A 13,637-nucleotide genomic window follows, 5' to 3' on the forward strand; every position below is an offset into this window, starting at 1 on the left:
TGAAAAAGTTACAGTATATGAAGAAAAGAATGGCTGGCTAAGAATTGGAACAGGTCAGTGGATTTATTATGACTCTAGTTATATCGACTATAAAAGACTAAATAGTTAAAAGAACAGATCATATTTGGATATATAACTTACTCTCAGGTTGTGAAGAAGACTTTCTCCACAACCTGTTTTTGTGCCTAGCCCCCTCTTTACCTTCCAATACTGATAAAAAGAGGAAAAGGAAAGATTTATTATGATGCTGTTATCGGAAAATCATGGTAATTACCGTGTATACAATTAAAGGTTAATGTTTTTCTGATAATTAAGTAGAGGTCACCGTACATACCCATCCAGTTAACATTTTGAAATACTCCAAAACGAAAGAATGAGCTGTATTGTTACTAGCCATAACACCCATCGTTTTAATCACTTGTATCAGTTCTTTTACCTCCGCATTTGGATTAGGATGATTGAGCTGTTTCATCCAATAATAGTACGTACTACGAGTAATATTAACGAGTTGAAGTAACTCCTTGACAGGAAATTCATGCCTTAATCCATAAAAGAATAGTTATTTTATGCAGTATTGCGAAAAGAGGAAGAAGGTCGTATTTCCTTTCAGCAAGGGTTTAAAGAGTTTTTTATTATGATTGTCTGTTTTTGGTTTATTATGTTTCTCATGTATGGTGAAAGCCTGTTACAATAGTAAAGAATAAATTGGGTAAAAATTGATAATGAAATGGGGAAATATGCTGGATGAAAGCAACCGGAGTAACTAGAAAAGTGGATGAATTAGGGCGTATAGTGATTCCAAAGGAACTTAGAAATACGCTTGGGATTAAAGAAAAATCACCATTAGAGATTTTTGTAGAAGGGGAAGACATCATTTTACAGAAGTATCAGCCTGGTCATGTTTGTGCAATAACAGGAGAAGTGTCAAATCGTAACATGGCATTAGCAAATGGTAAGATCTCATTAAGTCCAGAAGGTGCAGAACTATTAATAAAAGAAATAGAACAGTACCTTGTCAAATAAGTGCTCCTTTCAAGGGGCTTTTTTTTATGCTTAGCATAATAATTTCACATACTGTAATACTTTAAAAAACTAAAACAATACAATAATAGTCTACATTTAATCTTGTGTAGACTTAATCAGCTAAATGGAGAATATATTGTATATATTTTGGATAGATTTCTTGCGAAATATGTACCTAGAGCAGTATTTCGATTTAAATGTGATACGATAGTGATATATTCGTTTTGCTAGTAAAAGGGGATGAGTGTCGATGAAAAACCACATAAAAGTAAATGGAAAAATCCTTCAAACAAATAAAAAATGGTCACATCTCAAGCAAAGACAAAGACAACATATTTCTAATTGGTTACGTAGAGAATATACACAGTTTGTAAAAACACATTATAGAAAACCTAGAAAGTATGAACATGATGAGATTCTTCATGAAGTGATGAATCAAATACAGGAACGTGAAATTTGGATTCCTAATGGTGAAATAAAAAGATATTATCTAAGCAAAATAGGAAAATGGTTTAGAAAAATAGAAAGTGAATGGGAATCACAAATATCCAACAGTGAAAAGCAGCAGGTATTAGAAGAAAAGTAAATACAAAGAAACAAGGGGAGTTACATTAATTTTAAAGAATGGCGTTCCAGTACGTGGGAAGATTCTTGCAACAGATAAATTTACCATCCTAATGATGATTCGTAATAAACAACAATTAATCTACAAACAAGCAATTTCTACACTTGCTATTTAATGGGTACCGCAGCATTTCGGCTGATCTAGTAACAAACCTAAAACCTAAAACCGTACTAGGAATGTATTAAAAATTGCATAGATTGATAGAACAAAAAAGGAGGTTCCCTTGTAAGACTAGGGTTTCTCCTTTTTCCTTGCTACCGATAATGAGACGTTATGTGAACTAGAAATGAATAGAGTATTCATTAAAAAAACTTTAATACAAATAAGCTTTACCATGATAATCTAATCTTATAAATACATAAAAAGAGAGGACTGGCTATGTTGAACAGTCAAAATTGGATTAATAACTGGAACGAAACGTTTCATCAAATAGAAAAAATTAAAGGGGATATTGAATCTTTCGTTGTTGAAAAATCAGCAACAGAAGAAATTAAATTAACAGAACAACAATTAGGCTATCCTCTCCCTATTAGCTTCAAAGAAGTTTTAGTGAAATTTTCAAAGCAAGTAGAGCTTAGATGGTCCTTTCCAGATGAACTTTCTATACCAGCTGAATTTGATGATATCTTTGCAGGTGAACTATGTTGGAATTTAGATTCGATTGAGGACTTAGCAGAAGTTGCAGATAGCTTAAAGGATGTAGGAGATAATTATGGTGAAAATTTACGACAAAAATTAGCATTCTATACCGTTCCCAACGGTGATTATCTTGCTTTAGATTTGAATTCTAATAACGAAGATGCAGCTGTTGTTTACTGGGACCATGAAGAAGATTCAGTCACTTATGTAGCAGATAATTTTATTGAGTTTATTGAAAAGTTTACTGATTTGCATTTAATTGGGGCTGAGATCTGGCAATGGGAAACCTTCATAGATTCTAAGGGTATAAATACAGATAGTGAAATAGCACAAAAATGGAAAAAACTCTTCACAGAACTTTAAAACATAGGCACTTTTAACTTCCAATAACGAAAACTAAAGACCCAAGAACTAATTAATAAAATATAACTTTTTCTAATAAGTCAACAACCAGTTCCTTAACATATAAGGAACTGGTTAATTTATATACAAAATATGTATAAATGTCTAATTTACTTTATTTACACTTGCGTACTTATTTGAGTATGGTGCTGAATTAATTTTACTTGTATGCGACTATTATCCCGATAATGAGCAATTCACAGTTGTACATCTAATAAAGAAAGAATAATGTTTGTTTCAAGTGACATCTTGATTACCTCTTTCTTTTTAGTGTTATTATGCACATAAATTATCGCATGCTCCTGAAGCTGATATGAAGTAAAGATAATTTTCCTATGAAGTTTTTATGTCTCCACATAAACTCCAGATAGCAAGGTTATAATGACTACCAAAGAAAAGCTCTCTTTGTAGAAAAATTTCACCGTATTTTTTGTACAAAAACCTCATATATTTAAGCATAATTTATTGGGAGGTTGATATGAGCATGTATTTAAAAATACAAGAAAGTGCGAAGCGTATAAATGAATTAACTAACCATCAAAAGAAACTAGAACGCGAAAAAAATATATTAAAAAGTGAGTTTTATAGATTGTTGAAAGAAAATAAAAAATACAAAGATACTCCCGAAGAGATAAGAACATTGGATAATTAATCTCAATTTAAAGTTTCATTTAAATTTTAGTCAACTGCAGAAGTATGAAAATAGTTTAACTTCAGTACTTGGTTACCTATAAGTATTTTGATACTATATTTATTCGTAAATTTGACACAGCCTTTTATGATATATACATGCTATACTTAATTGCATAGTAAATAAATTGTATCCCAGTACATTACTTACTATTACTAGTACCCGAAAAACCTTAATATGATACGGTAAAAGGCCTCTTTTCAACGAGAAAAGAGGCCTTTTTTCATTAATATTTAGTTAAGTATATGCTATGAATTAAAAAGGAAACTTAATATTAATTTACATTTCTTTCATAGAGTTAAGATAAGGATCATATATTATAACAACATGTTACATTGAAAGGGTGAATATATGATTTCATCGTATTCGGTAAGTTATATTTTAGTCACGGGTAATACTGCTATAAAAAAGGTAGCTAAAGTTCATGCATCCTCAGAAGTTTTTGCTGTTAATAAGATTAAAAGAGAATTAGAACGTAGGTTTTCAAAGCCAACAAAAATTGAAGTTTTTCCGGTTTAATAAAACGGTATAAAAAGAGGAATCACTCTTTGTTTTCTTATTAATTAATTTGTAATTATTATGGATTAAACCTCATATTTTTTAATTAAATTTCCAACTACATTTAAAAAGAGTTCTTTTATTTTATTTCCATCAAGCTAACACTTTGATTATCAGTTTACCTATAAATTAGCCGTAGGTTAATTATTAACCCATAAACTTTGCCAGGAATTTTAATAAGAAGCATAAAGGTAACTAGAATTAAGGTGTTTTATGCTAATAAAATTAGAATATCAATAAAACCTTCACTGAAAGATAGCGCCAACAAAAACCAAATTTCTTTCGCTAATCCTATAAATAAAAAGTCGATTTCCTGTACGTTAAGAAATCGACTTTTTAGTGAGTAACTTAATTTCTTTATTAGACACGAGCTTGGTTAAAGTAAATTCAAAATATCTTTTGGTTTATTTAATACAAAATCAGCTTTTTCAAAACCTTCTCACCTGAAATTGATTTTACATAATCTTAGCTTAATAGCTATGTGGCGCTACCCCTAATATAATGTGCTTCACTACGTTACGTTTGAAAAATTCATATTTGATTACCAAACACACTAAATGCTTAAATAGGTCTACGTCCACTCGCTAATAAAAATACATAGAGTTACATCACTTTGTTAAATAAAGTTAGTACCCTTATTTAGAAAACTCTTCAATACTTTCGTAAGCAATTAATACTCTTTTACTTTTTGCCAATCAAAATCATTGCATTTCCTAATACTTTTTTATTTAATAAAAGCTTTGGTAATTTCATTTCTTCAGCAAGCTTGTAGCTATTCAATTTAGATATATCGAGTTTCTCTAGGTTATATAATAACTCTTCTGTATCCCCAAATATTTTTTCATCCATAAATAAATCTAAGAAGATAAATTCACCACCAGGTTTTAATACTCTTATAGCCTCTTTAATTAATTCTATTTTATTGTTTGTATCTTTCACTTCATGAAATGTTAGGCAACTTACAACTATATCAAATGCATCATCCTGCAAAGGGAGCGCAGCGGCACTTGCTTTTAAAAAATTAACCCTATCAGATACACCTTCTATTTTAGCATTCTGTTGACATTGATCTTGTGAGTATTCCCAATTCTTCCCCCAATAATCAATTCCAGTTAAAAAGGATTTAGGGAAAGTCATTGCAAGTTTAATAATCAATGACCCACTACCTGTTCCAATATCTAATATTTTTCCTTCTCCATCCCAATTCACTTTTTTAACAATTAAATCATGTATTTTTGATTGGTAATCCTCTCCGAATGCTGCGAATTGGTAAGTAGAATAAGAAAGTATAAACGTTATATAAATAAAAGGCATCGCTATAACCCCTGATAGGATTCGCAGATAGAAAGTAATAGGCAATAATGTTATCAATAGAAGAATTATTGAGCTTATCAAAAATACAATCAGTTTTTTCATTCGAATCCAAGTCTGATATTTAGTTTTTTTTCTCATTAGCACCATTCCTAGATATTTTTCACATATGGTTTATTCGTTATAAGATACTTTTATCTATCCCCTCCTATAAGATTATTTTTTAGCTATTAACAAATAATTGGTTATAGGTATTAAGCAATGCTAAAGCCACTTCAACTCATTTTCATAGCTCTATATGTTGTCTGGACTTGAGCTCTGCTGAATTTATTTATATTTTCATAGCATTTTATATTATAAATGATATCATCATAATTTAGATTATCCAAAAATTCAACCCAAAAAGAAATTTGCAAATTAGCCCTAGATTGTAACTAAATCTAAAAATCTTTGTACAAGAATTACCTATTTACACAATGGCTGAGTGAATATATATGAAATTGGCTGGTTTCTATTCTAAATATATAATTTATTATATAGATAAATACAAGTGAAATAGGGAGTTACTAGAAATATGAAAGAGATAGAAATTATAAAATCAATAGAAAAAATAACCATTACATGGCAAAGCGCAACAATAAGTATTCCATTAGAAGATATAATTGAGATTAATAATAATAATACGTGTAAGGGTACTAACAAAGCAGTGGAAATCGGTAATAAGTTTAAGCATTCAGAAACTATCTTTATTAGAACAAAAAAATTGGATTATATATTATTTACTACTGATAAATTAACGCTTCTAAATAAAATCGCACCATAAACTTATGATAAGTTATGGTGCGATTTTTTCTAAGTATTTTATAATAGTGCCTGCAAAGATTTCTGAAAATATCACCTATTTATAGGAAACCTTTTCGAATAACTAATGAATGGATATGAGAAAGGTAAAAATAAATAGAAGGTAAATCGTTTTTAATTGTATAAAAAATACATAACTATAAATAGCAACATTCAACTTATTTAACATTAAATTATGAAGGGACAATTTAAAATTCATCTTCTAAAATTAAATTACCGGCATCATTATCTTTCGTCAATCGCTGATTTAGGTAATTTTCTTTTGTAGTTCTATCATTTTTATGACCTACTGCAGCTGCAATAACATGAGGTGGTAATCTCTTGTAATCATACAAGTACTGCACATAAAAATGTCTAAAGAAGTGGGGAGTAATTCCAATATTTACTGTAAAGGATAGCTGGGTATCCTTAATGATTTTAGAAATATATTGTGACAAATAATTCTCTCTATAAGGAGTATGGTTTTTAGTTTGAAATACTCTTCCACCATTTCTATTCCCAATGTCTATAGGTAATCTTCGCCGAATTCGAAATGCTACAATCCGATTAAAAATCTCCTTATTAATAGAAACGATCCGTTCATTATCCCCCTTTGTATCAACCTTTAAATAGTATCGACCTCGTATAGCATCATACTCAAGATCTTCCCATTTTGCATGTGCTACTTCTGCAACACGTAACCCTGTAGTAGCTAGAACTGACAATAAAGCGTAATTGATTTCATTATCCTTGTAGTAATGAAGTAACTGTTTTACTTCCTCATATGATAATTCACGTTTAGGTTTATGTTGTTTATGTACAGTTGTACTTAGTATTTCAACATGTAGAGGATCCTGAATATATTGGATTTCATATAGCCATTTCAAATATGAACGAATAACACCAAGCTTTCTACTAATTGTAGATGGTTTGTATTTATCTTTTGACTGATAGGAGATTGCCTCTTGAGATAACCATTTTTGATAATTACGGATATGCCGTTTTCTAAGGTTTCTCCATACTTGACCAAATTTATAATTCTTTACATCTTTCTGTAGAAATTCCTCACTTTGTTTAATAAAGAAATAAAACTGACTTAAATCACGTGCATATAGGATTCTTGATGCATCCTTGATTCTTTTTCCTTGGTCAAAATGTGTTTGTCGATTCAAGTAGTAGTACAGTATTTCTTCATCTGAAAATCCTTCATATGTATATGAATCTTCTCTTTCGTTATTTTCCTTTTTTAATTCCGCTTCATTTATATAATCAGGGTTCCATAATGCAATTAAATTTGTAAAATTTTGTTTTTGTTTCTCAATGTTATTTAAAGAAGTCTCACTATGAATAATATCTAATTCAAATTTCAATGTAATTCAACCCCTTATAAATTCCTTTTATATTAAATATTATAACGTAATCAATTATAAATTAAATTACATATTAAAATTAAATTTTATGAAGTAATAAGTAAATAGTAACTATAGAAAATCTCCCATTTTCTATGGTTATTATTTAATTTTTAATACAGTATTTATGTTATATAATTTAATCATTAATAAAATCTAATTTTAAAAGAAAATTAAATCAAACGTTATTGTAAATTACAATCTAATGTATGTATTAATATATGATATAATTTATTTAAAATGTAAATACTACAAATTCTAATTTACATAATATTATTATGTAAATCATGAGGTGTGAGGAGGAATTAGAATGATTAGCGTATATGAAATGACTATGACTACAAATGAAGTAAAAGATTATTTAGATATAAGTCACTTTATTTTTAATAATTTAATGAAGCAAGGAAAGCTAACACCAATAAATAAGGATACGTGGCGTTTAGATGGTAGTTTTTTATTTAGTAGAGAAGAAGTAGAAAAGGTAAAAGAAGAACGTAAAATTGAGGGAATTACTTTATACCAAGCAAGTAAAGAGTATCATATTAGTATGAATCAGCTTGAAAAATGGATAGAAGAAGGAAAGTTAGTTTATTCTTTAATAGAATATCGTAATCGACAAACGAAATTTGTGAAGGAGGAGGATGTTCATGAACTTGTTCAACAAGTAGAACAAGCTAATCATATATATACATTTTCGCAGAAATATAATGTAGTATTATTTCAAAAGTTTGTTAAGGGCAATACATTGGCACGTGTTATTTCTATTCCAAAACGTGGTAATATTATAGTTCTTGATGAATTTGGAACTAATATGACACTTAGTGAGGCATTAAAAGCAGGATATGAGTCCGCTTATAAACTGTCGGATAAACCTAGAAGTCATCATCAAAGGTTTGTTAAGTTTCGTTTTCCTAAATCTGCGCAATTACGAAACAACATTTTTCACATAATCGATAATATATTGCAGTACGTATCTCCCAGAAATATAAAGATTTTAGAAGAAGAGACATTTTGGTATTTCGAGATTCGTCAATCATTAATTACATTGCCACCAGGAATTCAAATGGAATGGATTGAAGAGTTAACGCCTTATATAATAGAAGGGAAAATTGTTCCAAGAATGAATCATAGCGTATATTTGGATAGTAATACTGTAACGAAGTCTGTCATTCTTACAAGTAAGGAGTACAAATACTTGAAAGAAATTACAAATGAAACAAATAGCTCTATTGAAGAATTTATAGCCATTGCTATTAGAGACAAGATTAATCAGCACTTACTTAAGTGAAATCGAATTTTTTAACGAATTAAAGCTGGATCTAGGTATTTTTTCTTTTACTTTTATTAAAACGCTTTAGTTGAAACGGAATAATGCTAAAAGTTCCTATTACTAAAATAATAGTTTTGATATAAAAATTAAATATATAGTTTTTATATATTTAATACTTCCTATAAAGTCTGTTATCAGACTTTCGGAAGTATAGAGTAGAGAAAGAAAAAATTCAAAAATAGTTGTATGAATAATGTAGCGACAAATTCTCTCTGTATGTATTATGTAAAAATATCTATTGTGTATGTGAAATAAATTTATATGTATGTTTTAATCATTAATGTTAGAAAATTACCCTATATATTTTGATATTATTTATATTTTTGTTTTAATCCAAACTGCATTACGGCCTTTTGATATTAGTTTAATTAATTTTTCTTCTTGTAAACAAGCAAATGCTTTATTGATTGTACTTGGTGAAACATCTGAAAATACCATTCGTATTGCTTCTTTTGTAAAAGGTAGTTCTTGTTTTAATATATACTCTTTAATTTTATAGGTTTTGTTCCCTTTTAGTTGGTAACTTGTAATATGTACGTCTAGTTCTTTATATGCTTCTAGAATAATATGTAATAGACATTTTAATATAAAGGATACATTGTGTTCTTGAAAATGCCAATTTGCTGAAGATTTATATAAGGCATCATAATAATCTCTCTCGTATTTTTTTATTATTTTATCTAGTGAAATATATTTCACTAGTGAATGTTTACTTTGTAATAGTAATAAAGATATAAGTAGACGTACCATTCTTCCATTTCCAGATTCAAAAGGAAAAATACATATAAAATTAAGTACAAAATTACAAATTAAAAGTAGCGGATCAATCTCTTTTTGATTTAATAAAGAATTGTATTCTTCACATAAATTTTTTACTGCTTTTGGGATTTCTTTAATCGTTAAAGGACGATAGCAATAAAATGAGAAATTAAGTTGCGTATGTTCTTCAAGTAAGATGTCCTGTTTTCTCCACGTTCCACTATCCGAAGTAGCATATTTAAAAAGTTGAAAATGTATTTCTAAGATTGTGTTTGGATCAATAGTAAGCCTTTCATAATTATTATGAATGAGTGATAGCGCATCTACGTAACAAGATATTTCATCTTCAATCATTGTTTTTGGCGACAAATCATATGTAATTAATTCTTTTAACCTTTTATTTGTTATTTTTAAGTTTTTATACATTGCAACAAAATCTTTGGTATGTTGAAGCTGAGTAGATTTTTGCAACTTTTCTAATGTACATGGAAACTCCTTTTCATAGACCTCCAATCTTCCTTGATATTGTTTTATTTTTCCAATTAGGCTAGCCACATCTAAATTTATCAATAAATTTGTGAATTTTTCGCCAAAATACGACATATTTTACCCCTCCTATCATATAAAACTATACATTAATTTAATGGATTTAAAGTGTTTTTTTGTATAATTTTCTTTAAAAAACTAAAAATATTGTTTTTTGTGTGTGAAAATTACAATAATTAGGGTCTTTTTGCCTTATTTTGTGACAAGATTTAACATCAGATTAAATAGTTACATGTTAAAAGATCGAGTTTTATATTGTGTAATTGTTTTTTATTAATAAGTACGTAACTGCATATGGGGAAGGGGGAAGTCCTTACTAATGAAGACTATTGCTTTTTACTTACCACAATTTCATGAAATACCTGAAAACGATTTATGGTGGGGGAAGGGTTTTACAGAATGGACCAATGTAAAAAAAGCAAAACCACGTTTTCTGGGACACTATCAGCCTAGGGCTCCATTACGGGATTATTATTACAACTTGTTAAATTTAGATGTTCATAAGTGGCAGATAAACTTAGCAAAACAGTATGGTTTAGATGGTTTTTGCTATTATCACTATTGGTTCAAAGGGAAAAAATTACTAGAAAAACCACTAGAACTAAGAAATCAATGTAAAGAAATTGATTTCCCATATTGCTTATGTTGGGCAAATGAATCTTGGACAAGATCTTGGGATGGGAAAGACCGAGAAGTATTAATGCGACAAGAATATGGGGATGAGTCTGATTGGAAAGAACATTTTAATTATCTTTTGCCATTCTTTAAAAACAAGAACTATTTAAATATTAATGATAAACCGATATTTGTAATTTACCGACCAGCTTCTATACCAAACTTAAATAAAATGTTGGGTCTATGGAATAAATGGGCTCAATATGAAGGGTTGCTAGGGATACACTTTGTAGAAATGTTAACAATTTTTGAAGATAAATCAGATTTTCCTTTTGATGCTGCTATAGAGTTTGAACCTATGTACACTTTAAAAAAACTAATAGGTAATACAAATTCACTACACCAAGAAAAAAAAGATTTTCACTTAAGTTATGATTTTGTGTGGAAAAGAATATTAAACCGTCAAATTAAAGAACGTGAAAACATATATAAAGGGGCTTTTGTAGATTGGGATAACTCTCCAAGGAAAAAAGAAAGCGCTTTAATTATGGAGGGGGCTAGTCCCGATAAGTTTAAGAAGTATCTTTTACAACATAGTAAGGACACTGACTTTTTATTTATTAATGCTTGGAATGAGTGGGCAGAAGGCACATATCTAGAACCTGATGAAAAGTATGGATATAAATACCTTGAAGCTTTAATGGAGATAAAGAAGAGTCACTTCTAATAAATTGTAACAGCAAGAAGAAGGGGGAAACATTATGACTGATATAAATACTATGATTTCCATTCAAAACATTAAGAAATCATATGGAGATTATACAGTTATTAAGAATTTAAGCATTGATATCCGTAAAGGTGAAATTATAGGATTACTAGGACCAAATGGAGCTGGGAAGACAACACTTATATCGATTCTATCTACCCTTACTCTGCCAGATGAAGGGCATGGTTCAGTATGTAACTACGACTTGTATACTGAACGGAATAAGATTAAAAAAAATGTAAGTGTAGTACCTCAAGATTTAGCGCTATACCCGACTTTAACTGCATATGATAACTTATCTTTTTATGCCGATTTATATGGATTAAAGGGAAATAGGAAAAAAAGACGCATAAAAGAAGCTTTGCAATTCGCACAGCTTGAGGATTGGGCACATAAGAGAATTGATACATTTTCAGGTGGTATGAAAAGAAGAATTAATTTAGTGATCGGTTTGTTAAATAAGCCAAAAGTTATTTTCTTAGACGAACCAACAGTGGGAATTGATCCACAATCAAGAAACCATATTTTTAATTGTATTCGCCATCTCGTAGAAGAACTAGGAATCACTGTCATATATACAACGCATCATATGGAAGAAGCAGAAATGTTATGCCATCGTGTAGCAATTTATGATAAGGGTGAAATATTAGATATTGATACCCCAAAAAATTTAATAACAAAGTATGGGGAAAATTATTTAGAGGTTGTAATATCAAATATTCCAGAAGAATTTATACATAAAACAAAAATGATTGCTGATGTGAAATCCTGCACTTTGGTAGATAAAAAAGTCATTATTCAATGCGTAGATAGCTTTAATGTTACAAGAGAAGTTATGAAATTAATTCAAAAGTATAATTTGAAAATCGAATTATTTAATGTTAAAAATTCTAATTTAGAAAATGTATTTTTACATTTAACTGGGAAAAATTTAAGGTCTTAAATGAAAGGAGATGGTAAAAATGAAAGGTTGGTATATAGCTAAGAAGGATCTACTTATTCTTTTAAAGGATATCCCTGGTCTAATCTATTTATTTATTACACCTATTATAGTTATTGCAGTTGCTAGTTTTGCATTATCAAATGTATTTGATAGTAAGACAGAAAAATTCAAGATTCCTATAGTAGTAAATGATAATGGAGAACTTTCTAAAAGGGTTATTGAGGAATTGAAAAAAATCCCTGCCCTTGAGATAGAAGAAACTTATGAACTAAATGGTAAAAAGAAAGCATATACAGAAGAACAGGTAAAAAAGGAAGTTCAAACTAAAAAAGCGGCAATCGTCATCCCTAAGGATTTCACACAAAATGTATATTCAGGGACAGAGGCCAAAGTCATCATCATAGAAGATGAAGTTGATCGCATTATTCCAAGTGTTGTTTCAAATGCTGTAACTCAAATTGTGTCAGAAATACAAAGAGATATGACTAAAGAGATTGTAAAACAAGCCTCTGCCCAAATGGAAGTAAATGTGAAAGTAGAGTTTAAAGAATTAGCATCAGATAATGAACATAAACCTACTCCATTTGAATCTAATGTACCGGGATATGCCGTAATGTTTGTACTTTTAGGTACTGCTGCAGCTGCAGGTGCATTAGTAGAAGAGAGAGAGAATGGAACGTTAAGAAAAATTCTTACTTTACCTATTAATACATTATCAATCATTTTTGGAAAGATGCTCTCATGCTTTATAACAGCTATTGTTCAATGTGCAGTCCTTTTTAGCGTAGGACATTTTGTATTTGGAATGTGGCTAGGGAAAAGTGTATTAGGAATTATATTGCTAGTGATATGTACTGCATTTGCAGCTTCAAGCCTAGCAATTTTATTAGCCTCTATATGTCAAACAAGATCCCAAGCAAATGGTATTTCAATTTTAATCGTGTTAACTATGTCTGCTTTAGGTGGATCTTGGTGGCCACTTTATATAGAGCCTGAATGGATGCAAAACCTAGCGCATATTACGATCACAGCTTGGGCAATGGGAGGCTTTAACGATTTATTAGTATATAACAAAGAATTCTCCTCTGTTCTTATTCCATCGGCTGCATTAATTGGTATGGGAATTCTATTTTTAACAATCTCCATACAAAAATTTCGACGCTCTTATGAAAAGTAGGTG

Annotated in this window: 12 protein-coding genes and 2 pseudogenes; 10 read left to right on the top strand and 4 right to left on the bottom strand. The window is 29.6% G+C overall.

Annotation, left to right across the window (positions count from 1 at the left end; all coding sequences use genetic code 11):
* Positions 1 to 392 precede the first annotated feature (392 nt).
* Positions 393 to 550, bottom strand: a pseudogene (locus OXT04_RS29930) (IS3 family transposase); the annotation flags it as partial.
* A gap of 194 nt (positions 551 to 744) precedes the next feature.
* Here OXT04_RS29930 and OXT04_RS13875 point away from each other — a divergent pair.
* From OXT04_RS13875 to OXT04_RS13895, 5 genes and pseudogenes are all read left to right on the top strand, one after another.
* Positions 745 to 1,023, top strand: a complete 279-nt coding sequence (locus OXT04_RS13875; RefSeq protein WP_071714021.1) for an AbrB/MazE/SpoVT family DNA-binding domain-containing protein — start codon at positions 745 to 747, stop codon at positions 1,021 to 1,023.
* A 250-nt stretch (positions 1,024 to 1,273) separates the two neighbouring features.
* Positions 1,274 to 1,609 (top strand): hypothetical protein, encoded by a 336-nt coding sequence (locus tag OXT04_RS13880; protein ID WP_000788511.1) that lies wholly within the window; start codon positions 1,274 to 1,276, stop codon positions 1,607 to 1,609.
* A gap of 4 nt (positions 1,610 to 1,613) precedes the next feature.
* Positions 1,614 to 1,763, top strand: a pseudogene (locus tag OXT04_RS13885) (RNA chaperone Hfq); the annotation flags it as partial.
* A gap of 263 nt (positions 1,764 to 2,026) precedes the next feature.
* On the top strand, positions 2,027 to 2,650 hold the full coding sequence (locus OXT04_RS13890) for an SMI1/KNR4 family protein (RefSeq protein WP_267415310.1): 624 nt from the start codon (positions 2,027 to 2,029) through the stop codon (positions 2,648 to 2,650).
* 517 nt (positions 2,651 to 3,167) lie between these two features.
* Entirely contained in the window at positions 3,168 to 3,341 is a 174-nt protein-coding gene (locus OXT04_RS13895) for a hypothetical protein (RefSeq protein ID WP_153601866.1), read from the top strand.
* 1,278 nt (positions 3,342 to 4,619) lie between these two features.
* Here OXT04_RS13895 and OXT04_RS13900 read toward each other — a convergent pair.
* Positions 4,620 to 5,390 (bottom strand): class I SAM-dependent methyltransferase, encoded by a 771-nt coding sequence (locus OXT04_RS13900; RefSeq protein WP_161114556.1) that lies wholly within the window; start codon positions 5,388 to 5,390, stop codon positions 4,620 to 4,622.
* A 433-nt stretch (positions 5,391 to 5,823) separates the two neighbouring features.
* Here OXT04_RS13900 and OXT04_RS13905 point away from each other — a divergent pair, with 433 nt between their 5' ends.
* Complete coding sequence (locus tag OXT04_RS13905; RefSeq protein WP_098014646.1) at positions 5,824 to 6,072, top strand: SunI/YnzG family protein; 249 nt, start codon at positions 5,824 to 5,826, stop codon at positions 6,070 to 6,072.
* 226 nt (positions 6,073 to 6,298) lie between these two features.
* Here the strand turns inward: OXT04_RS13905 and OXT04_RS13910 are convergent, their stop codons facing one another.
* Complete coding sequence (locus OXT04_RS13910; protein WP_098588050.1) at positions 6,299 to 7,459, bottom strand: tyrosine-type recombinase/integrase; 1,161 nt, start codon at positions 7,457 to 7,459, stop codon at positions 6,299 to 6,301.
* Between the two features lie 349 nt (positions 7,460 to 7,808).
* On the opposite strand from OXT04_RS13910, the gene OXT04_RS13915 reads away from it, so the two are divergent.
* On the top strand, positions 7,809 to 8,786 hold the full coding sequence (locus OXT04_RS13915; protein WP_000626744.1) for a hypothetical protein: 978 nt from the start codon (positions 7,809 to 7,811) through the stop codon (positions 8,784 to 8,786).
* Positions 8,787 to 9,143: 357 nt separating this feature from the next.
* Here the strand turns inward: OXT04_RS13915 and OXT04_RS13920 are convergent, their stop codons facing one another.
* Positions 9,144 to 10,190, bottom strand: a complete 1,047-nt coding sequence (locus tag OXT04_RS13920) for a Fic family protein (protein ID WP_000119839.1) — start codon at positions 10,188 to 10,190, stop codon at positions 9,144 to 9,146.
* A gap of 262 nt (positions 10,191 to 10,452) precedes the next feature.
* Between OXT04_RS13920 and OXT04_RS13925 the strand changes: the two genes are divergently transcribed.
* Genes OXT04_RS13925 through OXT04_RS13935 form a run of 3 tightly spaced genes read left to right on the top strand, consistent with a single transcriptional unit; the run spans position 10,453 to position 13,634 of the window.
* On the top strand, positions 10,453 to 11,475 hold the full coding sequence (locus OXT04_RS13925; protein ID WP_097853682.1) for a glycosyltransferase WbsX family protein: 1,023 nt from the start codon (positions 10,453 to 10,455) through the stop codon (positions 11,473 to 11,475).
* Between the two features lie 34 nt (positions 11,476 to 11,509).
* Positions 11,510 to 12,457 carry an ABC transporter ATP-binding protein gene (locus OXT04_RS13930; RefSeq protein WP_097853681.1) on the top strand — a complete coding sequence of 316 codons (948 nt, stop codon included), beginning with the start codon at positions 11,510 to 11,512 and terminating at the stop codon, positions 12,455 to 12,457.
* Between the two features lie 19 nt (positions 12,458 to 12,476).
* Complete coding sequence (locus OXT04_RS13935) at positions 12,477 to 13,634, top strand: ABC transporter permease (RefSeq protein WP_097853680.1); 1,158 nt, start codon at positions 12,477 to 12,479, stop codon at positions 13,632 to 13,634.
* The last annotated feature ends 3 nt before the right edge of the window (positions 13,635 to 13,637 follow it).

The sequence above is a fragment of the Bacillus sp. GC_Bacil_1 genome (assembly GCF_026540675.1).
Taxonomy (GTDB): Bacteria; Bacillota; Bacilli; order Bacillales; family Bacillaceae_G; genus Bacillus_A; species Bacillus_A cereus.

Excerpts from the sequence above, each read along its gene's own strand:
- OXT04_RS13875 (WP_071714021.1), top strand. The coding sequence starts at position 745 with ATGAAAGCAACCGGAGTAACTAGAAAAGTGGATGAATTAGGGCGTATA.
- OXT04_RS13880 (WP_000788511.1), top strand. The coding sequence starts at position 1,274 with ATGAAAAACCACATAAAAGTAAATGGAAAAATCCTTCAAACAAATAAA.
- OXT04_RS13890 (WP_267415310.1), top strand. The coding sequence starts at position 2,027 with ATGTTGAACAGTCAAAATTGGATTAATAACTGGAACGAAACGTTTCAT.
- OXT04_RS13895 (WP_153601866.1), top strand. The coding sequence starts at position 3,168 with ATGAGCATGTATTTAAAAATACAAGAAAGTGCGAAGCGTATAAATGAA.
- OXT04_RS13900 (WP_161114556.1), bottom strand. The coding sequence starts at position 5,390 with ATGAGAAAAAAAACTAAATATCAGACTTGGATTCGAATGAAAAAACTG.
- OXT04_RS13905 (WP_098014646.1), top strand. The coding sequence starts at position 5,824 with ATGAAAGAGATAGAAATTATAAAATCAATAGAAAAAATAACCATTACA.
- OXT04_RS13915 (WP_000626744.1), top strand. The coding sequence starts at position 7,809 with ATGATTAGCGTATATGAAATGACTATGACTACAAATGAAGTAAAAGAT.
- OXT04_RS13920 (WP_000119839.1), bottom strand. The coding sequence starts at position 10,190 with ATGTCGTATTTTGGCGAAAAATTCACAAATTTATTGATAAATTTAGAT.
- OXT04_RS13925 (WP_097853682.1), top strand. The coding sequence starts at position 10,453 with ATGAAGACTATTGCTTTTTACTTACCACAATTTCATGAAATACCTGAA.
- OXT04_RS13930 (WP_097853681.1), top strand. The coding sequence starts at position 11,510 with ATGACTGATATAAATACTATGATTTCCATTCAAAACATTAAGAAATCA.
- OXT04_RS13935 (WP_097853680.1), top strand. The coding sequence starts at position 12,477 with ATGAAAGGTTGGTATATAGCTAAGAAGGATCTACTTATTCTTTTAAAG.